The organism is Variovorax sp. YR752, from assembly GCF_943372545.1.
In genome coordinates this window covers 58304-79832 of sequence record NZ_CALRZC010000006.1, presented here as the reverse complement: position 1 = coordinate 79832, position 21529 = coordinate 58304, and the positions used below count along the sequence as shown (strand labels likewise).

The 21529-nt window shown below is 67.7% G+C and carries 20 protein-coding genes; 15 read left to right on the top strand and 5 right to left on the bottom strand.

Annotated features, from left to right (window positions below; translation table 11 throughout):
* Positions 1-10: 10 nt before the first annotated feature.
* The 4 genes from AAG801_RS02560 to AAG801_RS02545 all read right to left on the bottom strand — a co-directional run bounded on the left by AAG801_RS02560 (position 11) and on the right by AAG801_RS02545 (position 1740).
* On the bottom strand, positions 11-643 hold the full coding sequence (locus tag AAG801_RS02560; protein ID WP_101490301.1) for a TetR family transcriptional regulator C-terminal domain-containing protein: 633 nt from the start codon (positions 641-643) through the stop codon (positions 11-13).
* 164 nt (positions 644-807) lie between these two features.
* A complete protein-coding gene (locus AAG801_RS02555; protein ID WP_341887027.1) occupies positions 808-1068 on the bottom strand; it encodes a hypothetical protein in 261 nt (86 codons plus the stop codon).
* 91 nt (positions 1069-1159) lie between these two features.
* Positions 1160-1435, bottom strand: a complete 276-nt coding sequence (locus tag AAG801_RS02550) for a hypothetical protein (protein WP_101489810.1) — start codon at positions 1433-1435, stop codon at positions 1160-1162.
* Between the two features lie 71 nt (positions 1436-1506).
* The gene (locus AAG801_RS02545) at positions 1507-1740 is read right to left on the bottom strand and encodes a hypothetical protein (protein ID WP_341887026.1); all 234 of its coding nucleotides are present in this window, start codon (positions 1738-1740) and stop codon (positions 1507-1509) included.
* A gap of 374 nt (positions 1741-2114) precedes the next feature.
* Here AAG801_RS02545 and AAG801_RS02540 point away from each other — a divergent pair, with 374 nt between their 5' ends.
* Positions 2115-4487: a DNA polymerase II gene (locus AAG801_RS02540; RefSeq protein WP_341887025.1), complete on the top strand. Its 2373-nt coding sequence runs from the start codon at positions 2115-2117 to the stop codon at positions 4485-4487.
* Here AAG801_RS02540 and prpR read toward each other — a convergent pair.
* Positions 4484-6442 (bottom strand): propionate catabolism operon regulatory protein PrpR, encoded by a 1959-nt coding sequence (gene prpR / locus AAG801_RS02535; protein WP_341887034.1) that lies wholly within the window; start codon positions 6440-6442, stop codon positions 4484-4486. The two genes, AAG801_RS02540 and prpR, sit on opposite strands and share 4 nt — an antisense overlap.
* 165 nt (positions 6443-6607) lie before the next feature.
* On the opposite strand from prpR, the gene AAG801_RS02530 reads away from it, so the two are divergent.
* The 14 genes from AAG801_RS02530 to AAG801_RS02465 all read left to right on the top strand — a co-directional run bounded on the left by AAG801_RS02530 (position 6608) and on the right by AAG801_RS02465 (position 21526).
* Positions 6608-7807, top strand: a complete 1200-nt coding sequence (locus AAG801_RS02530; protein WP_319356231.1) for a CoA transferase — start codon at positions 6608-6610, stop codon at positions 7805-7807.
* On the top strand, positions 7804-8745 hold the full coding sequence (locus AAG801_RS02525; RefSeq protein ID WP_341887024.1) for a hydroxymethylglutaryl-CoA lyase: 942 nt from the start codon (positions 7804-7806) through the stop codon (positions 8743-8745). The genes AAG801_RS02530 and AAG801_RS02525 overlap by 4 nt, the downstream gene beginning before the upstream one ends.
* Positions 8742-9734: a tripartite tricarboxylate transporter substrate binding protein gene (locus AAG801_RS02520; RefSeq protein WP_341887023.1), complete on the top strand. Its 993-nt coding sequence runs from the start codon at positions 8742-8744 to the stop codon at positions 9732-9734. Before AAG801_RS02525 ends, AAG801_RS02520 begins: the two co-directional genes overlap by 4 nt.
* A gap of 6 nt (positions 9735-9740) precedes the next feature.
* Positions 9741-10604: an isocitrate lyase/PEP mutase family protein gene (locus tag AAG801_RS02515; protein ID WP_341887022.1), complete on the top strand. Its 864-nt coding sequence runs from the start codon at positions 9741-9743 to the stop codon at positions 10602-10604.
* A 34-nt stretch (positions 10605-10638) separates the two neighbouring features.
* Complete coding sequence (locus tag AAG801_RS02510; RefSeq protein ID WP_341887021.1) at positions 10639-11649, top strand: tripartite tricarboxylate transporter substrate binding protein; 1011 nt, start codon at positions 10639-10641, stop codon at positions 11647-11649.
* A gap of 192 nt (positions 11650-11841) precedes the next feature.
* Entirely contained in the window at positions 11842-12939 is a 1098-nt protein-coding gene (locus AAG801_RS02505; RefSeq protein WP_341887020.1) for a Gfo/Idh/MocA family oxidoreductase, read from the top strand.
* A gap of 55 nt (positions 12940-12994) precedes the next feature.
* A complete protein-coding gene (locus AAG801_RS02500) occupies positions 12995-13906 on the top strand; it encodes a sugar phosphate isomerase/epimerase (protein ID WP_341887019.1) in 912 nt (303 codons plus the stop codon).
* Positions 13903-15075 carry an aldose 1-epimerase family protein gene (locus AAG801_RS02495; protein WP_341887018.1) on the top strand — a complete coding sequence of 391 codons (1173 nt, stop codon included), beginning with the start codon at positions 13903-13905 and terminating at the stop codon, positions 15073-15075. The genes AAG801_RS02500 and AAG801_RS02495 overlap by 4 nt, the downstream gene beginning before the upstream one ends.
* A gap of 56 nt (positions 15076-15131) precedes the next feature.
* Positions 15132-16190, top strand: coding sequence for a LacI family DNA-binding transcriptional regulator (locus AAG801_RS02490; RefSeq protein WP_341887017.1), 1059 nt, complete (start codon positions 15132-15134; stop codon positions 16188-16190).
* A gap of 39 nt (positions 16191-16229) precedes the next feature.
* Complete coding sequence (locus AAG801_RS02485) at positions 16230-17000, top strand: SDR family oxidoreductase (RefSeq protein ID WP_341887016.1); 771 nt, start codon at positions 16230-16232, stop codon at positions 16998-17000.
* Between the two features lie 250 nt (positions 17001-17250).
* Positions 17251-18465, top strand: coding sequence for an extracellular solute-binding protein (locus AAG801_RS02480; RefSeq protein WP_341887015.1), 1215 nt, complete (start codon positions 17251-17253; stop codon positions 18463-18465).
* 1 nt (position 18466) lies between these two features.
* Complete coding sequence (locus AAG801_RS02475) at positions 18467-19441, top strand: sugar ABC transporter permease (RefSeq protein ID WP_341887014.1); 975 nt, start codon at positions 18467-18469, stop codon at positions 19439-19441.
* Complete coding sequence (locus tag AAG801_RS02470) at positions 19438-20295, top strand: carbohydrate ABC transporter permease (RefSeq protein WP_341887013.1); 858 nt, start codon at positions 19438-19440, stop codon at positions 20293-20295. Before AAG801_RS02475 ends, AAG801_RS02470 begins: the two co-directional genes overlap by 4 nt.
* A gap of 52 nt (positions 20296-20347) precedes the next feature.
* Positions 20348-21526, top strand: coding sequence for an ABC transporter ATP-binding protein (locus AAG801_RS02465; protein ID WP_341887012.1), 1179 nt, complete (start codon positions 20348-20350; stop codon positions 21524-21526).
* The last annotated feature ends 3 nt before the right edge of the window (positions 21527-21529 follow it).

Genomic DNA, 21529 nt, shown 5'->3' with positions numbered 1-21529 from the left:
GCGGTGCGGCTCAGGCCTTGATGCCGCAGCCGCCCAGCACGAAGGCCACCAGTTCCCGCGCGATCGGTTCGCGGTCGATCGGCGCCTCGGGCGGCAGGCCGAGCATCACGCGCGTCTGGATCGCGTAGTCGGCGTAGCTCTGGGTCATGGCCCAGATGTGCATCAGCAGCAGGCGCGCATCGAGCGGGCGCATCTGCCCGCGCGCGATCCAGCCGTTGATGATGTCGACCTTCTTCTGCGTCCAGGCCTGCGCGTTGGGCCAGTAGCGGTCGAGGTTGCGACCGCCGTCGAGCACTTCGCGCGTGAAGATGCGCGAGATCTCGGGGTTGTCGAACGCGTGGTCGAGCTTCTTGCGGATGTAGTCGCCCAGCACCGTCGCCGGGCCGCTCGCGTCCTCGAACGAGAACACCACCTTCCAGGCATGCAGCACCTGCATCAGCAGCTCTTCATAGAGCTCTTCCTTGCCGGCGATGTAGTAATGCAGCTGGGGCTTGGTGAGGCCGGCGCGCGCGGCGATGGCCTGCGTGGAGGTGCCCTTCAGGCCGTGCAGGCTGAACTCGGTCACCGCCGCCGTGCGGATGGCCGCCATGATGCGTTCGCGCCCCGGCCGCGCACGCGACAGCGGGCCGTCGGGGGCAGGCATTTCCTGGGCGAGGGCGGGGGGCACGGAAGCGGTGTCGACATTCATGGGCATGAGAGGGGCGGCGTGGCCCGGTCGATGGTAATCCTTGGGATGCCGCGCGATTCGGGTTGCGCCGGCCCGCGTCTGCCAGAGCGGGGCGACGAAACGCAGAGGGAGCAGGCGCATCACGGGAGCGCGACCTCTGTGCCGTCAGAGGCCACCATGATGCTGACAGTGGTGTCGGAAATCTCGATGGGCACACCCATGTGGTGGGTCGGGTCGATGCGCGTCGTGACCATCTGACGCATGAGCACCCAGTCTCGCAAGTACTGCCTGTGCAGCACGGTGCTCAAGATGAACTTGTCCGGGTAGGCCCCCGTTGCACTCAGGTGGTCCGAGAACATCTCGGACATCGTCATGTAGAGGTGCAGGGACCTGTCGGTCATTGCGAATTTCGATCAGATCGATGCCGCTGTGGATGGGCTCGCCGGTCTTCCACCGCGCTCGAGTCCATCGTCACAGCGCAAGGCATGCTGGCTATTGCATGTTCCCCTTGTTGTGTTGGTCAAGCCCACGCTGAAAGGCCGTTTTTCCGTTGTACGCCTGATCATTTTCCCGAAAGTATTGGGCGGCAGCCTGAAACTCCTTGGCGCACTGCTTGTAGTGATTGGCTGCCATGTGTCGGCGATCTTTTTCAGCCTCATGGGCGGCGGTTTCACATCTTCTCTTGTTGTCCATGGCGGTCGTCCAGTTGCTGGCGAGCGCATGAGAAGACACGAAAGCCAGCAAGATGGCGAGAGAAAATCGAATCATATGAACTCCTTTTTGACCTCGTTCAATCAAATGATGAATTGCAATCGGTTTTCCCGATGCTCGGCATCAGATCAACGCTTGCGCTTTCCGGCGTTGATGTCTCTGAAGCATTGCTGCAGCTTCGCCGCCGCAGCCGCCAGTTCTTCGTTTTTGCATTCGGAAATGTCGTTCGCCGTTCTCCATTTCTTGTGGCAGCTTGCTCCTGCAATGTCATACGCTCGCTGCTCCGGCTCGCATTGAGCGAATACCAGCGACGACCAGACCGCGCCAAGCACGGCTGCACATGCAACTTTTTTTACGTTCATTTCAACTCCTTGTTTGCCAGTCTCTTTTTCATCTGTCCCCACTCGAAATCGCTTTGGTCCGAACGCTTTGCGGGAGGGCCGACGCGCAACTCGTGAGGCCCGCCGATAGCAAGTGAAACGGGGCATCGTTCGCTCGGGCCCTGCGTCTTTTTGGTCCGTGATGGGGCGAATCTAGTGGAGTTGTTTGCAAACCAAATACCGTATTTGTGGGAGTCCACGGGAACCGGTAGCGCGGGGTGCAAGGGGCGATGATTCGACTCCTTTCAGACGACCCAATCAGTGGATGGATCAACGGGTCGGAGCCACAAACGGCCGGGTGAAAATCCTCCCACCCCAAATCCGCCTTTTCCACTCGACCCGATCGCCAAGCGCCCGTGACATCCACTGACCTCCAGGGCTTCATCCTCACGCGCCACTGGCGTGATGCACACGCCGGCACCGAGATCGAGTACTGGCTGGCCACCGAGGCGGGGCCACGGAAAGTGGTCCTGACCTCTCACAGCAGCGTCGCGTTCGTCGCCGCCCGGTACAGGCCAGCGGTGGAAGCTCACCTCGCGGCCATGCCGGGCGTGCAGCTGCGCGAGCTCGAGCTCCAGAGCTTCCAGCAGGAACCCGTCCTCGGTGTCTATGCGACGCACTTCCGCCAGCTGGGCCGGTTGGCCCGCGCCCTCCAGGCACAGGGCATCCCGCTGCTCGAAGCCGACGTGCGCCCGCACGACCGCTACCTGATGGAGCGCTTCATCACCGCCGGCGTGCGGGTGGAAGGAGGGCGGGTTGAGGGCGCGGTCCTCGTCGACTGCAAGCTCAAGCCCGCGCCCGAATTCCGGCCGGTGCTGAAGGTCGTGTCGCTGGACATCGAGACGAGCCAGCACGAAGGGCTCTATTCCATTGCGCTGGACGGCACACCGGAGCGCGTCGTCTTCATGCTGGGCGAGCCGCCGTCCGAGCCGGGCGAGCCCATGGATTTCTCGCTCGTCTACTGCCCGACCCGCAAGGCCATGATCGAGCAGCTCAACGACTGGTTCGAGCGCAACGACCCCGATGTCGTCATCGGATGGAACGTCATCCAGTTCGACCTGCGCGTGCTGCAGAAGACCGCCAACGACTGTGGCGTGCCGCTGCTCCTGGGGCGCGAGCGCCGCCCCATCGAATGGCGGACCCATCCGGGCAAGCAGGGCTACCTGTTCGCGCCGACACCGGGCCGGGTCATCCTCGACGGCATCGACGCACTCAAGGCTGCTGTGTGGAGCTTTCCGTCGTTCAGCCTCGAGAGCGTCTCGCAAGCGCTGCTCGGCGAAGGCAAGGCCATCGGCGACGAGTACGACAAGATGGCCGAAATCGAGCGGCGCTATCAGGAAGACAAGCCCGCGCTCGCGCACTACAACATCCGCGACTGCGAGCTGGTGCTGCGCATCTTCGACAAGGCGAAGCTGCTGCAGTTCATGATGGAACGGGCCCAGGCCACCGGCCTGCAGGCCGACCACTTCGGCGGCTCCATTGCCGCGTTCAGCCACCACTACCTGCCGCGCATGCATCGCCTGGGCTACGTGGCGCCGAGCGTGGGCGAGATCGCGAGCAAGGCCTATCCCGGCGGCTACGTGATGGACTCGAAGCCGGGCTTCTACGACTCGGTCGTGGTGCTGGACTACAAGAGCCTCTACCCCTCGATCATCCGGACCTTTCTGGTCGATCCGGTGGGCCTCGTCGAGGGCTCGAACGCCTCCGACCCGAGCGGGCTCATCCACGGGCCGCAAGAGACCGTCTTCTCGCGCGACAGGCACTGCCTGCCGGAAATCGTGACCACGCTGTGGCGCGCGCGGGACGAGGCCAAGCGCACGAAGAACGAGCCGCTGTCGCAGGCGCTGAAGCTGCTCATGAACTCGTTTGCCGGCGTGCTGGGCGCGTCCGAGTGCCGGTTCTTCAACCCGAAGCTGGTGTCCGCCGTGACCCTGCGCGGGCACGAGATGATGAAGCTCACGCGTGAGTTCGTGGAGCAGCGCGGCTACGAGGCCATTTATGGCGACACCGACTCCATCTTCATCTGGCTCAGGCGCACCCACACCAACGACGAGGCGCACGCCGTCGCGACCCGCCTGGCGGCCGACATCAACGACTGGTGGGCGCGCACGCTGCGCGAGGAACAGGGCCTGGAGAGCTTTCTCGAGATCGAGGTCGATACCCACTACAAGAAGTTCTTCATGCCCACCATCCGCGGCTCGGAGGTGGGCAGCAAGAAGCGCTACGCGGGCCTCAGCGTGGATGCCGCGGGCAAGGAGGAGATGGTGTACCGCGGCCTCGAGATGGCACGCAGCGACTGGACCCCGCTGGCGCGTCAGTTCCAGGAGGGCCTGCTGTCACGCATCTTCCAGGGCGAGCCCTACAAGGCGTTCGTGACCGACTACGCAAGGTCGACGCTGGCGGGCGCCAAGGACGACCTGCTCATCTACCGCAAGCGCCTGCGCCATCAGCTCGATGCCTATTTGGTCAACGTGCCGCCGCAGGTGCGGGCCGCGCGCATCGCCGACGACCACAACGGCCGGGTCGGCCGCCCGAAGCAGTATCAGAAGGGCGGCTGGATTCAATACGTCATGACGCAGAACGGGCCGGAGCCGCTGGAAACCCGCCACTCGCGCATCGACTACGAGCACTACCTGACCCGGCAGCTGCAGCCGATCGCCGATGCCATTCTTCAGCCCATGGGAGAGAGCTTCATGGCGTTGACGACTTCACAACGCGGGCTCTTCTAGCCCGGCGTGTCGGCGCCGTGTTCGCGCATCCAGCGCCACAGCGTGGACCGGCTCACGCCGAGCTGCCGGGCTGCGGCCTGCCGGTTGCCGCCTTGCGCCTGCAGTGCCACGGCCACGCGCGCAGCGCTCAAGCCGGCGGTGTCCGCCGCCTCGGGTTCGGCATCGGCGAAAAGCTCCGGCAGGTCGTGCCGCAGTTCCTCGTAGCGAACGTCCTCGAGGCGGTCGAACTGCATGAGGAACACAGCGATGCGCTCGCCGAGGTTTTCCAGTTCGCGGATGTTGCCGGGCCAGTCGTAGGCGCGCAGGCGCGGCAGCAGTGGTGCCAGCGCGCGCACCGGGTCCAGGCGCGTGCCCAGGCGCTGCAGGCAGCGGTCGACCTGTGCTTCGGCCAGCGGCGCGATGTCTTCGCGCCGCTCGCGCAAGGGCGGCAGTGGCAGGCGCAGCGTGTTGAGCCGGTAGAACAGGTCTTGCCGGAAGCGGCGCTCGGCAATCATGTCGTTCAGCGGCTGGTGCGTGGCGGCGATCACGCGCACATCGACCGGAATGGCGGCCGTGGCGCCGAGCCGCGTGATCTCGCGCTCCTGCAGCACGCGCAGCAGGCGCGTCTGCAGCTGCAGCGGCATGTCGCCGATCTCGTCGAGGAAGAGGGTGCCCGTGTGCGCCGCCTCGAACAGGCCGCGCTTGCCGCCGCGGCGTGAGCCGGTGAAGGCGCCTTCCTCGTAGCCGAACAGCTCGCTTTCCAGCAGTGCTTCCGGAAACGCGGCGCAGTTGACGGCGACGAAGGGACGCCCCGCGCGCACGCTCTCGTTGTGAATGGACTGTGCGAACAGCTCCTTGCCGACGCCGCTCTCCCCGGCGATCAGCACCGTGAGGTCGGTGCGCGCAAAGCGCCGGGCGGTCTGCACGGCACGCACGAAGGCCGGGCTCTGGCCGATGAGGTTGGCGAAGCGGTGGCGCGCCGCGCTCTGGCGCCGGCCCTGCTGGATGCGCAGGCTGGTGTCGGCTTCCTGGATGGTGCGCGCGTCGTACAGGGTGAGGGCGGCACCGACGATCTCGCCGTGCTCGCGGATCGGCGTGCGGTTGACCACCCAGTCGCGCTGCGCAAAGCGCTGCACCACGGCGCGCTCGACCTGTCCGCTGTCGAGCGTCGGCTGCAGCGACAGCTCGGGTTCGATCGCCTCCAGCGACTGGCCGATGAGCCGCGCATGCGGCGGGCCGAGCAGCTGCTGCATCGGCGGGTTGACCGCGATCACGCGGTTGTCGCGGTTCACCGCCAGCACGGCCTCCTGCAGGTTGTGCAGCACGCCGTTGAGCTGCTCATAGCGGCCGGCTTCGAGCCGCGCGACGCGCGCGAGTTCGAGCGCGTCTTCGAAGCCTTTGCGCACGCTGCCCAGCGAGTAGGCGAGCAGCCCATGCAGGCCGGCCTGCTCCGCGAGTTCGACAACGAGGCTGGAGCCGACGATCACCTCGAAGCCCTCGCGCCGCAGCTGCTCGAAACGCTGGCGCGCGTCGTCGGGCGTCTGGTAGGCGTGCTGCACCACCTCGATGTTGAGCAGGTCCTTCACCTCGTCGAGTTCGGGGATGGTCTGGCCGTACATGACGACGCCGACGCGGCTGGACATGCGCCGCGCCTTGATGAGCGCCTGCAGCAGGTCGAAGCCGCTCAGCTGGATGGTGGCGACCGGCGCCTGCAGGCCGGCGCGCAGGATGCTCGCGTTCGAGCCCGCGCTCACGAAGGCATCGACCAGACCGCGCTCGAGGCGGTCGCGCGCAATGGCGAGCGCGTCGCCGAAGGTGCCGTCGACCACCTCGATCTCGGCGCGGCCGGTGTACTCCGCCACCACCGGCATCGCGAACCCGCGGATCTGCCGGTAGCTCAGGAAACACAGGCGCGGCAGCTCGCCGCTGCGCACGGAAGCCGGGAAAAAGTGGGGGGAAGCGCGGTCGCTGGGCATGTCGCATTGAAACATGAAGGTGTTTCATCGATGTCGCAATGCAACGCCGGATGACTGAATGCGGAACACCAATCCCTTTCAAATCAAGCACTTGCGTGCGTTCGAACCGCTGGCACGGCCCCTGCAATAGCTGAGGCATTCGCCAACCTTTCGGAGACATTGAACGTGGCACTCGAACACATCACCGTGCTGGACCTGACGCACATGCTGTCCGGCCCCTACGGCACCATGCTGCTGGCCGACCTCGGCGCGCGCACCATCAAGGTCGAGCCGCCCGGCAGCGGCGAAGGCACCCGCCGCCTGCTGGAGAACGACCCGCACTATTCGCGCGACGGCATGGGCGCGTACTACCTCACGCTCAACCGCAACAAGCAGAGCGTGTGCGTCGACCTCAAGACGCCGGCCGGCAAGGCGGTGTTTCTGGACCTCGTGCGCAAGGCCGACGTGGTGTTCGACAACTTCAGCGTCGGCGTGACCGAGCGGCTGGGCATCGACCACGCCTCGCTTGCCGCGGTGAATCCGCGCATCGTCACCTGCTCGGTCACCGGCTTCGGCCAGACCGGCCCGCACACGCAGCGCCCGGCCTTCGACCAGGTGGTGCAGGCGATGGGCGGCGGCATGTCGATCACCGGCACGCCCGAGACGGGCCCCACGCGCAGCGGCATCCCCATCGGCGACCTCGGCGGCGGCATGTTCGGCGCGATGGGCGTGCTGGCTGCATTGGTGGAACGCGACCAGACCGGCAAGGGCCAGCATGTCGACGTGTCGATGCTCGACGCGCAGATCTCGCTGCTCAACTACATGGCGACGATGCACCTGCTGTCGGGCCACGTGCCCGAAGGCATCGGCAACGGCCACTTCGTGCATGTGCCCTACAACAGCTACCCGACGGCCGACGGCCACGTGATCATTGCCTGCATCGGCGATCCGTTCTTCGATCGCTTTGTCGAGTTCATCGACCTGCCGGCACTGCGCAAGCCCGAGTACCGCCAGCAGCCGGTGCGCTTCGCGGCCAAGGCTGAGATCGATGCGGTGGTCGGCGAAGCGATGCGCAAGCAACCGACCGCTCATTGGCTCGAACGCCTGCGCGAGGCGCGCATTCCGTGCGGCCCGGTCAACAACTTCGAGCAGGCGCTCAACGATGCGCAGGTGCTGGCGCGCGACATGGTGGTCGAGGTGCCGCTGAAGACCGGCGAGCGCGTGCGCATGCCGGGCAACCCCATCAAGCTGTCGGCAGCCGACCAGGGCAGGGCGTTCACCTGCCCGCCGGCGCTCGGTGAAAACACGCGCCAGGTGCTGGTCGACCTCGTCGGCTATGCCCCCGACAAGCTCGAAGCACTGCGCGCCGAAGGGGCCATTGCATGAGCGCGAGGGAAGCGATTCACATCACCGACGTCGCGCCGCGCGACGGCTTGCAGAACCAGGCGGTCCACGTCGGCACCGAAGGCAAGCTGCGCCTCATCGAACTGCTGGTCGAAGCCGGCCTGCGCAGCATCGAGGCGACCAGCTTTGTCTCGCCGAAGGCCGTGCCGCAGATGGCCGATGCCGGTGAACTGCTGCCGCTGGTGCAGGCGCGCTTCGCGGCGCTGCGTACGTCGGTGCTGGTGCCCAACCTCAAGGGGCTGGAGCGCGCGCACGCCGCCGGCGCGCAAGAGATCGCCGTCGTGCTCTCGGCCACCGAGACCATGAACCGCAAGAACATCAACATGGGGCTGGACCAGGCCACCGAGGTGAGCGAGCAGACGATTGCCGCCGCGCGCGCGCTGGGCCTGCGCACGCGCGCCTACGTGGCCGTGGCCTTCGACTGTCCCTTCGAGGGCGAGACGCCACTCGACGAAGTGCTGCGCCTGTCGGCCCGCATGCATGCGGCGGCGGCCGACGAGATCGTCATTGCCGACACCATCGGCTCGGCCTCGCCGGGCCAGGTGAAGGAACGCATGGCGGCGCTGCGCAGCGTGATGCCGATCGAGCGCCTCGCGGTGCACCTGCACGACACGCGCGGCATGGGCGTGGCCAATGCGTGGGCGGCGCTCGAAGCCGGCGTGCGCCGCTTCGATGCGAGCGTCGGCGGCATCGGCGGCTGCCCGTTCGCGCCCGGCGCCGCCGGCAACGTGGCGACCGAAGACCTCGTGCTCATGGCCGAGCGCAGCGGTTTCACCACCGGCATCTCGCTCGCCGGCCTGCTCGCGGCGGTCGACTTTGCACAGGACGCACTGCGCAAGCCGCTCGGCGGCCGCGCCATCACCTGGCTGCGCCGCCAGCGTGAGAAAGACACACAAGACAACACCCGGAGACTTGCATGAACCCCACCTTTCACCTTCCTCATCCCAACCGGCGCCAGATGCTCGCCGGCCTTGCGTCGCTCGCCGCTGTCGGCACGGGCGACAGCGCCTTCGCGCAGGGTGCCAAGTACCCGAGCAAGGCCGTCACGCTCGTGGTGCCGTATTCGGCCGGTGGCGGCACCGACATCGTGGGCCGCCTCATGGCGCAGCGCCTCTCGGAGCTGTGGGGCCAGTCGGTGGTGGTCGACAACCGCACCGGCGCCAATGGCGTGATCGGCTCCAGCACCGTGGCGCGCGCGGCGCCTGACGGCCACACGCTGCTGCTGGTGGTGGGCTCGCACGCGGTCAACCCGGTGCTGATGAAATCGCTGCCCTACGACACCGACAAGGCCTTCACGCCCATCACCAACATCGCGAACTCGCCGTCGGTGCTGGTGGTGCAGGCCAACGGCCCCTACAAGACGCTGGCCGACCTGCTGGCCGCCGCACGCAAGGACGAACTGGGCTGCGGTTATTCGGAAGGGCAGACGCGCCTGACCGGCGAACTGATCCGCCAGGTCGGCCACCTCAAGCTGACCGGCGTGCCCTACAAGGGCGGCGCGCCGATCATGGTCGACATCATCGGCGGCCACCTGCCGATGGGCGTGACCAGCGTGCTCACGGCGCTGCCGCACGTGCGCTCGGGCGCATTGCGCGTGGTGGGCGTCGCGGCAGATCGCCGCATGCCGCTGTTCCCCGATGCGATGACCTTCAAGGAAGCGGGTTTGAACGGCGTCGAATCGCTGAGCTGGTATGGCCTGTTCGGCCCGGCCGGCCTGCCGGCGCCGATCGTGGCGCAGATCAACCAGGACCTGAAGAAGGTCACGACCGACCCTGCGGTGCAAAAGCAGATGCACGACCAGGGCGCCGACATCACGCTCACGCCACCGGCCGAGTTCCGCACCTTCCTGGCGAGCGAGACGAAGAAGTGGTCGCTCGTCGCGCAGCGCGGCGGCATCACGGCGGAGTAAGCGGGCATGGCGAACCCCATCCTCCGCCAGAAGCTCGACCGCGGCGAGTTCATCGTCGCGCCCGGCCTGCACGACATGATCGCCGCCACCGTGGCGAACAAGGTCGGCTTCGACATCGTCTACGGCACGGGCTACTGGCTCACCGCCTCGAGCCTCGGCCTGCCCGACGCGGGCATTGCCACCTACACGCAGATGCTCGACCGCATGGCGACGCTGGTGCGCACGAGCCAGGGCGCCGTCATCGCCGATGCCGACACCGGCTACGGCGGGCTGCTGAACGTGCACCACACGGTGCGCGGCTACGAGGCGGCCGGCGTCACGGCCATCCAGCTCGAAGACCAGGAGTTTCCGAAGAAGTGCGGCCACACGCCTAACAAGCGCTGCGTGCCGACGCAGGACATGGTCGACAAGATCAAGGTGGCTGCCGAGGCGCGCGAGGACAAGGACAACTTCCTCATCATCGCCCGCACCGATGCGCGTGCTTCGCTCGGCGTCGACGAGGCGATGCGCCGTCTGGAGGCCTACGCCGAAGCCGGTGCCGACATCCTGTTCTTCGAGGCGCCGCAGTCCGAAGAAGAAATGCGCAAGGCCTGCGCCGCGTTCGACACGCCGATGCTGGCCAACATGGCCGATGGCGGCAAGACGCCGATCCTGCCCGCGAAGGTGCTGGAGGAGATCGGCTTTGCGCTGGCCATCTACCCCTCGCTCACCAGCCTGTCGGCCGCCGCGGCGATGGAGCGCGCGCTGAGCCACCTCAAGCACAGCGGCCTAAGCCAGGCGCCCGAGGTGCCCCTGTTCGATTTCAACGAGTTCTGCGGTCTCATCGGCTTTCAGGACGTGTGGGATTTCGAAAAACGCTGGGCGCGCTGAAGATTCAATCAACAAAAGAACGGAGACAAGACCCATGACGAACATCGACAAGATTCCCCGCCGCAGCGTGCTGGCGCTGGCCATGGCTGCTGTGAGTGCGCTCGCGATCGGCATTGGCATCACCGCCACGCCGGCGCACGCGCAGCAGGACTACCCGAACAAGCCGATCCGCCTCGTCGTGCCTTTCACGCCCGGCGGCGTGACCGACACCGGCGCGCGCGTCGTGGCCGAGCGCCTCGGTGCGCGGCTGGGCCAGCAGGTGGTGGTCGACAACCGGCCCGGCGCCTCCGGCAACATCGGCACGCAGATGGTCGCGGCCGCCGCGCCCGACGGCTACACGCTGGTGCTGGGCTTCGACGGCACGCTGGTCATCAACCCGCACGTGTTCGCGAAAGTGCCGTTCGACACCGTGAAAGACTTCGTGCCCGTCAGCAAGATCGGCGATGCGGTGCTCGTCATCGTCACGCACCCTTCGGTGCCCGCGAAGACCTTGCCCGAGCTCATCGCGTATTCGAAGAGCAACCCGGGCGGCCTGTCGTATGGCAGCTCCGGCACGGGCGGCACGCCCCACATCGCCGCGGAAATGCTCAAGGTGAAGACCGGCGCGGAGTTCATCCACGTGCCCTACAAGGGCGGCGGCCAGGCCATGACCGACGTGGTCGGCGGCCAGCTGCCGATGCTCTACACCGCGGTGGCGGGCGCGCTGCCCTTCATCGAGCGCGGGCAGGTGCGCGCCATCGCGATCTCGAGCGCGCAGCGGCTGCCGTCGCTGCCCAACGTGCCGACCGTGGGCGAAACCGTGCCGGGCTTCGAAGCGAGTTCGTGGATCGGTCTCCTCGCACCCGCCAAGACTCCGAAGTCCATCGTCGATCGCATCCAGCGCGAGCTGCATGCCGTGGTGAACGAGCCGGCGGTCAAGGAACGGCTGGCCAAGCTCGGCATCACGTCGGTGGGCAACACGTCGGCGGAGTTCGGCCAGCAGATCCAGGCGGACCTGAAGAAGTACGCGGACGTGGTGAAGGCGGCGGGGATCAAGATCGACTGAGGCGCCGATCCGGCTTCACCTCAAAACACCTCATGCCACTGCGTTGAGCCGCGCAGCACCGTCCCTTAATCTTCGTCGCAGGGCAGCACAACGACTGCCTCAATCTGCGACAAAGAAGCTGGAGACAAGCATGAAGAATCGGGCGATGTGGCTGCCGCGTCAGCGAAGGGCTTTCCGTTTGGAGCGCGCGCAATGAGCGGGCTCGAAGGCCTGGTGCCCGACGCGCCGATCCGTTGCCGCGAGTTCCGCATCGGCGCCGTGGGGGCCGGCTTCATCATGGCGGACGTGCAGCTCGCGGCCTACCGCGAAGCCGGCTTTCCGGTGGTGGCCATCGCCTCGCGCACGCGCGCCAAGGCCGCCGAGGTGGCGCAGCGCCACGGCATTGCCACCGTGCACGACGACCCCGAAGCGCTGATCCGCGACCCGCAGGTGCAGATCGTCGACATCGCCTATCCGCCCGACCTGCAGCCCGCGCTCATTCGCCTGGCGCTGGCGCAGCCGCACGTGAAGGCGGTGCTCGCGCAGAAGCCGCTGGCGCTCGACCTCGAGACGGCCAGCGCGCTCGCCGATGAGGCGCGCCGTGCCGGCAAGCTGCTGTCGGTCAACCAGAACATGCGCTTCGACCAGTCGATGCGCGTGCTCAAGCAACTGCTCGATCGCGGCGACCTGGGCACGCCGGTGCTCGCGACGATCGAGATGCGCGCCATTCCGCACTGGCAGGAGTTCCTGCGCGGCTACGGCCGGCTCACGCTGGCCAACATGAGCGTGCACCACCTGGACGTGCTGCGCTTCCTGTTCGGCGAGCCCGAAGACATCTACACCGCGGCGCGGCCCGATCCGCGCACCGGCTTCGCGCACCGCGACGGCATCGTGTGCTCCACGCTGCGCTTTCGCAGCGGCGTGATGGCGGTCAGCCTGGAAGACGTGTGGACCGGGCCGCACGGCGACGGCTTCGAATCGGACATCTACATCAAGTGGCGCGTCGAAGGCACCGAGGGCGTTGCCGAGGGCACCATCGGCTGGCCCGATTACCCCGAGGGCAGCCCGAGCACGCTGCGCTTTGCCTCGCGCCGGAGCACCGGCGGCGCGTGGGTGCAGCCGCAATGGACCACGCGCTGGTTCCCGCAGGCCTTCGCCGGCGTGATGGAGCAGCTGCAATGGGCGCTGCACAGCGGCGAGCCGCCGCTGCTCGACGTGGCCGACAACGTGAAGACGATGGCACTGGTCGAGGCGGGCTACCGCTCGCTCGAAGAAAAGCGCGCCGTGGCGCTGTCCGACTACGGCGTGTGAGACCCCGGGCCGCCGACGGCGGCGTTTGCAGAACAACCCACAGGAGACAAGCGACATGATTCAAGTCGGAATTTTCAGCGGCTACTTTCCCTATGCGCTCGAGGAATCGGCGCGCCGCATCAAGGCCCAGGGCTTCAACACGGTGCAGCTGGACCTCGCGTTCAAGGACATGGATTTCTCCACGCCCGAGGCGATCACGCGCGAGAAGTGCCACCGCGTGCGCGACACCTTCCGCGCGCACAACCTGCCGATCAGCTGCATCTCGGCGTACACCAACATCGTCCATCCCGACGCGGCGGAGCGCAAGCGCCGCAACGATTACCTCAAGGCCACGCTGCGCCATGCGCGCGACTGCGGCACGCCCTTCGTGATCAGCGAGACCGGCACGGTCAACCCCGAGAGCGACTGGTCTTCGCACCCCGACAACAAGACCGAGCGCGCCTACGAAGACTGCGTGAAGGTGGTGCGCGAGCTGTCGCAGGAGGCGTACGACCACGGCGCGGTGTTTCTGGTCGAGACCTACGTGAACAACATCATCGGCTCGGTGGAGGAAACGCTGCGCCTATTCGCCGACGTGAACCACCCGGGCCTGGGCCTGCTGATGGATCCGACCAACTACTTCGAGACGCACAACATCGACCGCATGGACCAGGTGCTCAACCAGATGTTCGACGCGCTCGGCGACAAGGTGCGCATTGCACACGCCAAGGACGTCAAGCGCAGCAGCGGCGCCGACAAGGGCGAGAAGTTCGCCGACATCGACGCCTCCGAAGCGCATCAGTTCCGCGGCGTGGGCGAGATCGAGCTGCCGGCGCCGGGCCTGGGCGCGCTCAACTACGACCTGTACCTGAAGCGGCTGTCGCAGCACCACCCGAACATCCCGATCATCATCGAGCACCTGGACGAGTCCGACGTGCCGCGCGCCAAGCAGTTCCTCGACACGCGTTTGCTGGAGGCCGGCGCGTGACGCAGCTGTACGGACGCAGCTGGACCCGGCAGTCGCTGCGCGAGCACGCGGGCACGCTGTCGCAGTTCGCGGGCGTGCGGCTGGTCACGCTCGGCGACGGCGTGGAGCGCGGCATCCGCTGCCTGGAGTTCCGCACCGGCGCGGGCTTTGCGTTCCATGTGCTGGTCGATCGCGCGATGGATGTGGGCGCCTGCGAGTACCGCGGCGCGGCCATCGGCTGGCAGTCGCCCACGGGCTTTCGCCACCCCGGCCTGCACGAGAACGCCGACGAGGGCGGGCTGGGCTGGCTGCGTTCGTTCTCGGGCCTGCTCGTGACCTGCGGGCTCGACCACACGCTGTTCATGGACCGCGACCCCGCCGGCCACTACCACTACGGCCCGCGCGAGGCGGTGAACAGCGGGCTGCACGGCCGCGTGGCGAACATCCCCGCGCGGCTCACGGGCTACGGCGAGCGTTGGGAAGGCGACGATTGCATCCTGTGGTGCGAGGGCGTGATCCAGCAGTCGACCGTGTTCGGCGAAGACCTGCACCTGGTGCGGCGCATCGAGGCGCGGGTCGGCGATCGCGCGTTCACGCTGCACGACCGCGTGGTGAACCACGGCTTCTACCGCACGCCGCACATGTTCTGCTATCACATCAACGTCGGGCATCCGGTGCTCGACGAGGGCAGCCGCTACATCGCGCCGGTGCGCCACACGCCGTGGGCTGCACATGCCGAGGCGCTGCAGCGCCAGTCGGCCGGCTACCGCACGCAGGTGGGCCCGCGCCACGATTTTCACGAGCAGGTGTACGAGCATGCGATGGCGGCCGACGCGCAGGGCCGCATTCCGGTCGCGCTGGTGAACGACCGCTTCGACGGCGGGCGCGGCATCGGCCTGTCGGTCGAGGTGAACCGCGACGAGTTTCCCTGCCAGTTCCAGTGGCAGAACTTCCAGAAGGGGCAGTACGCGATGGGCATCGAGCCGAGCACCAACCACGTGCTGGGCAAGCCCTTTGCGCGCGAGCGCGGCGAGCTGATCTGGCTGGAACACGGCGACGAACGTCGCTACACCACGCGCTTCGCCGTGCTCGACGGGCAGGGCGACATCGAGGCCTTCGACGCGCGCGTGCGCGCCATCTGCACCCAGCCCGAGGCCGAATACCCGACGGTCACGGGCCGGTGGGACTGAGCGGCGCCGCGATGGAACGTGTGCGTGAGACGGCCGCAGCAGGAATACTCGGCGGCATGAAAGATCCGACCCCTGCGCCCGACGAGGGCTTCGGCCGCGCGCGGCTGGAAGACGTGGCCCGCGAAGCGGGCGTGTCCAAGGCCACCGTCGACCGCGTGCTGCATGCGCGCAAGGGCGTGCGCCCGGCGACGGTGCAGCGCGTCGTCAAGGCGGCCGCGCGGCTGCAGTACCTGCCCGAAGAAAACCTGCACCGGGTGATCCGCCCGCGGCCGATGGCGCTGAGCTTCGTGCTGCCGGCGGGCACCAACCAGTTCATCCGCATGCTCGGCGACCACGTGGAGATCGTCGAGAAGCAGCTCGAACCCTTCAACGTGCGCTGCCGCCGCGTGGCGATCGAAGGCTTCGACGCCGAGGTGCTCGCGGCCCGGCTGCTGCGCCAGGGCCGCCAGTGCGACGGCATCGCCTTCGTGGCGCTGGAGCACCCGCGCGTGCGCGAGGCGGTGGACACGCTGGTGGCCGAGGGCGTGCACGTGCTCACGCTGCTGTCCGACCTGCCGGGCTCGCGCCGCGCCGCCTACGTGGGCATCGACAACCGCGCCGCGGGGCGCACCGCGGGCTACCTGCTCGGGCGGATGCTGGGGCGCGAAAGCGGCAAGGTCGGCCTGATCGCCGGCAGCCTGAGCTACCGCGGCCACGAAGAGCGCGAAGTCGGCTTTTTGCAGGTGCTGGCCGAACAGTTTCCCCGCCTGCAGGTGGTGGGCCTGCGCGAAGGCCAGGACGATGCGCAGCAGAACTACCTGCAGACGCGCACGCTGCTGCGCCAGCACACCGACCTCGTGGCGCTCTACAACATCGGCGGCGCCTCCGACGGCATCGGCCGCGCGCTGAAAGAGGCGCAGCTCGAACACAAGGTGGTGTTCGTGGGCCACGAGATCACGCCCGATACGCGCGCCATGCTGATCGACGGCACGCTCGACGCTGTCATCAACCAGAACCCGCAGACCGAGGTGATGAACTGCGTGCGCATCTTCGCGAACCTGCGCGCCGGGCGCGATGCGCTGGCCGGTGTCGACCCGGTGCGCGCCGGCATCGCGGTGCGCGAGAACCTGCCCTGAGCGGCACCTTCCAACCCAATAAGCAGACAGACAGACGACATGACGACCATGGACATGACAGGGCGCAAGGTGCTCATCACCGGCGCGGCCGGCGGACTCGGCAGCGCGATCACCTGGGCCTTCGCACGCGCCGGCGCGCAGGTGCATGCGCTGGACCTCGACACGGCCAAGGGCGAGCGGCTGCTCGCGGCCGGCGGCGACGAGGCGGCGGCGGTGCGCGAGCGCGTGCGCTTCGTGCGCGCAGACTTGTCCGACGCGCGCGGCCTGGGCCTGCAGCTGACCGCGCTGTTCGAGGAGACCGGCGGCATCGACGTGCTCATCAACAACGCGGCCATCTACCCGTCGCGCGCCATCGAGGACTACGGCATCGAGGAGCACCGCCAGGTGCAGTGCGTGAACGTCGATGCGGCGCTGGTCTGCGTGCAGGCCGCGCTGCCGCACATGAAGCGCCAGCAGCACGGACGCATCATCAATGTCGTGAGCATCACGATGTACGGCGGCTGGCCGCTGCTGCTGCCGTATGTGACGTCGAAGGGCGCGCTGCTGGGCATGACGCGCGCCATGGCGCGCGAACTCGGGCCCCACGGCATCACGGTGAACGCGGTGTCGCCGGGCGCGTTTCCGACCGACGCCGAGAAGATCCATCCCGACCCGCAGGGCTACGAGCGCTTCGTGCTCGAGCACCAGTCGGTCAAGCGCCGTGGCTCGCCGCAGGACATCGCCAACGCCATGCTGTTCTTTGCCGCCGACGGCAGCGGGTTCGTCACCGGGCAGACGCTGAACGTCGACGGCGGCTGGGTCATGCAGTGACCGCCGTGACCACCGGCAAAGCCTTCTTCCTTACCCCTTGATTTAGGGGAAATCCCGCAGGCGCCTGCGCCGATGTGAGACTACAGTTCTAAATGTTAGCGCTAACAGTTAGCGCTAATTCAACTTTCCACCAACGCACAGACGTGACCGGCAGGCCCTGCCGACCAGGAGACAGAAAGACATGAACCCTCGCCAATTTCAAAGCCGCCAAGGCCAAGGCCACCCAGGTCGCCGTTCGGCCCTCGCGCGTTTGTCCGGGCTCGCCGGCCTGGCCGCGCTCGCCTTGTCCGGCGTCGGCACCGCACACGCGGCCGACAAGCAGGTCGTCACCTTCGCCGCGGCCAGCTTTGCCGAGCCCGCGCGCGGCGACAAGATGCGCGCCTGGATCGGCAAGTTCAACCAGAGCCAGGACAAGGTCGAGATCCAGCCGGTGACGATTCCGTTCTCGTCGTTCGCGAGCACAATCTTCACGCAGATGGGCGGCAACGCCGGCCCCGACCTCGTGCGCTTCGACCTGCCCGAGTTCTATGCCGCGGTGAACGCCAAGCGCCTGGCGGCCATCGACGACGTGATCGCCGACGGCGCGTTTCCGCTCACCGGTCCCGACAAGTACATGAAGGTCGGCGGCGCGCGCTACGGCGTGGTGTTCGAGGTGAGCAACTACGCCATGGTCTTCAACAAGGCCCTGCTCAAGGGCAAGGCGCCGGCGAACTTCGACGAGTTCCTGGCCGCGGCCAAGGCAGCCACCGCCGCCGGCAACTACGGCTACGCCTACCGCGCCACCATGGCCGAGCGCGGCGGCTTCTGGTATGACCTGTGCAACTACGTCTACGGCTTCGGCGGACGCTGGTCCGACGAGCAGGGCAACCCGACGATCAACAGCGCCAAGGTGATCGAAGGCGTGACCGCGTACAAGAAGATGTACGACGCCGCCGCCACGCCCAAGGGCGCCGACGCGGCCACCTACCGGCGCATGTTCGCCGAGGGCAAGATCGCGATGCAGATCGACAACGGCGGCGTGGCGGCCAACCTGGCCACGCAGGCCAAGGGCTTCGAGGTGGGGGCCGGGCCGTCGCCGTTTCCCACGCGCGCGCAGGGCATGATCCTCGCGCCGATCAGCATCAACGCCAACAGCAAGAACAAGGCGGCCGCGGGCACCTTCCTCAAGTGGATGCTGACGCCCGAGGCGCAGCGCGAGCTGCAGCTGATCCACGGCGCCTCCAGCGTGGCGATCAACGTGCCGCGCTCCGACGAAGAGGTCGCCAAGTGGCCCTGGATCACGGTGTACGACCAGCAGACCGCCAACAGCGTGCCTGCGCTGCCGCAGGGCCTGGAAGTGAAGGCGCCCGAGATCCAGCAGGTGGTGATCGAGCAGGTCATTCGCGTGCTGCAGGGCGGCGTCGATCCCGCCAAGGCGATGAACGATGCGCAGCAGACCGTGCTGACCCGCGTGCTGAAGCGCTGACATGGCGGCCGTGCTTTCTTCCACCGACAAGCCCGGGGCCCGCAAGGCGCAGGCAGACCGATCGGGTCGCCCGGGCCGCCCGCATCGCCTCGAGGGCCACCCGCTGCTGCCCTACGCGCTGGTGCTGCCGGCCACGCTCTACCTGCTCGTGTTCCAGGGCTACCCGCTGCTGCGCGAGCTGATGCTGAGCTTCACCTCGACCTCGCTGCTTTCGCCGGCGCAGGGCGAGTGGGTCGGCCTGCAGAACTACGCCGACCTCTGGAGCGACCCCGACTTCCACCGCGTGATCTGGACCACGCTGCTCTACACGGTGGCCTGCGTGGCCTCGGCCATCGGCCTGGGGCTGGCCTCGGCGCTGCTGCTCGACGGGCCGTTTCGCGGTCGCGGCATCGCACGCGCGGCGGTCACCATTCCGTGGGCCGCACCGCCGGTGGCGGTGGCGCTGATCTTCATCTGGATCTACAACGCCCAGTACGGCGTGTTCGGCCACACGCTGCGCTTCTTCGGCATCGAGTCGGGCAACGAGAACTGGCTCGACAGCATGCAGCACGCGATGCCCGCGGTGCTGCTCACCACCATCTGGCAGATTTTCCCGTTCGCTTCGGTGGTGCTGCTGGCCGCGCTGCAGGGCGTGCCTTCTGAACTGCGCGAAGCCGCGGTGATGGACGGCGCCGATCGCCTGAGCGTGTTCAAGGCGGTGGTGTGGCCCACCATCCGCCCGTCGGTGGCGCTGCTGGCGCTGTTCTCCACCATCTGGTCGCTGCGGCGCTTCGACCTCATCTGGCTGCTCACGCAGGGCGGGCCGGTGGGCGCGACGAACACGCTGGTGATCGACCTGTACCGCCGCGCCTTCGTCAACCACCACCTCGGCCAGGCCGCGGCGGTGGGCATGGTGGGCGTGGTGGTCGCGCTGGCCGTGACGCTGGTGTACTTCCGCTACACCGCACGCGCCGAGAAGCAGGGGGCACGCGGATGAGCGCCGCCACGTCCATCTCCGCACACGCGCCGATGTCCGGGCGCCATGCGCTGCGCATGCTGGCGGTGCTGGCCCTGCTCGGGGCCGCTGCGTTTCCCATCTACTGGATGCTCGTGACCTCGCTCACGCCGTCGGAGGCGCTGTTCGGCGACCGGCCGCAGCTGCTGCCGTCGCTCTCGCGGCTGCCGGTGTACGGCGAGGTGTTCGCGATCAAGCCGGTGGCGACCTGGCTGCTCAACAGCGCCTGGGTGGCCATCGGCACCACGGTGCTGAGCATTGCGCTGGCGGTGTTCCCGGCCTATGCGCTGTCGCGCTTTCGCTTCGGCGGCAAGGGCGCCATCGGCTTCGGTCTGTTCGCCACGCAGATGCTGCCCGAGGCGATGCTGGTGGTGCCGCTGTACGCGATCTTCTCGCAGATGTCGCTGCTGAACACACTCTCGGGCCTGATCCTGGCGAACACGGCGTTCACCGTGCCGGTGATCACCTGGATCCTGAAGGGCGCCATCGACGGCGTGCCCATCGAGGTCGAGGAAGCCGCGCGCATCGACGGCTGCTCGCGCATCGGCATCGTGCTGCAGGTGGTGGTGCCGCTGATTGCGCCCACGCTGGCCGCGGCCGCGGTGATCTCGTTCTTCCACGGCTGGAACGAGTACGTGTTCGCGCAGACCTTGATCACCGAGGAGCGGCTGCACACCGCGTCGGTCGGCCTGGCCGGCTTCATCGGCGAGCTCAGCACGCCGCTCGACGCAGTCATGGCCGTGGGCGTGATGTACACGCTGCCCGCGGTCATCTTCTACCTCGTCGTGCAACGCCACGTCGTTTCCGGCATGACGGCCGGCAGCGTCAAGGGCTGAGCCGCGACCTCTCTTCACAGCACACAGACACACACAGAAAAGGAGAAGCCCCATGGCCTCCATCAAGCTCCAGGACATCACCAAGGATTTCGCCGACAAGCATGTGGTGAAGGGCGTTTCGCTCGACGTGCCCGACGGCGAGTTTCTCGTGCTGCTCGGCCCCTCGGGCTGCGGCAAGTCGACGCTGCTGCGCATGCTCGCGGGGCTCGAGAGCGTCAGCGGCGGCGAGATCCACATCAACGAACGCCGCGTGGACGCGCTGCCGCCCACCGAGCGCGACATTGCGTTCGTGTTCCAGTCGTATGCGCTGTATCCGCACATGACGGTGCGGCGCAACATCGCGTTCCCGCTCATCATGCGCAAGCACCGCTGGTGGTTCCACATTCCGCTGCTCGGCGGCATGGCCAAGCGGCGCATCGAGCGCTCGCCCGAGGTCTCGCAGCTGGTGGAGCGCACCGCGCGCACGCTGGCGCTGACCGAGTGGCTCGACAAGTTCCCGCGCACGCTCTCCGGCGGCCAGCGCCAGCGCGTGGCGCTGGGCCGCGCGATGGTGCGCGAGCCGCAGGTGTTCCTCATGGACGAGCCGCTGTCCAACCTCGACGCCAAGCTGCGCACCACCATGCGCTCCGAAATCTCCAAGCTGCACCAGCGCGTGGGCGGCACCTTCGTCTACGTGACGCACGACCAGGTCGAGGCCATGACCATGGGCACACGCATCGCGCTGCTCAAGGACGGCGTGGTGCAGCAGTTCGGCAGCCCGCGCGATATCTACGAGCAGCCGGCCAACCTGTACGTGGCGCGCTTCATCGGCACGCCGCCCATGAACCTGCTGCGCGTGCAGGCCGATGCGCAGGCGCTCGCGGTCGGCGACGTGCGCATGGCCATGCCGGCGCAGCTGCAGGGCCTGGCCAGCACGCAGGGCGGCGACGCTGTGCTCGGCGTGCGGCCGAACGCGATGTCGGTGTCGCGCGGCGGACCGGGCCTGGCCGGCACGGTGTCGCTGGTCGAGCACGTGGGCGCCGAGTCGCTGGTGGCGGTGAGCCTGAGCCACGCGCAGACGCTGCACGACGAAGAAGGCAACGCCGGCGCCGATGTGATGGTGACCGTGCCCGGCTACACCGACCTGCGCGCCGGCGATGCGGTGACGGTCGGCCTCGACCTTGCGCAGGCCGTGCTGTTCGACGCCGCCACCGGCCGCAACCTGGCGCAGGCGCCGCGCCAGGTGCAGTGAATC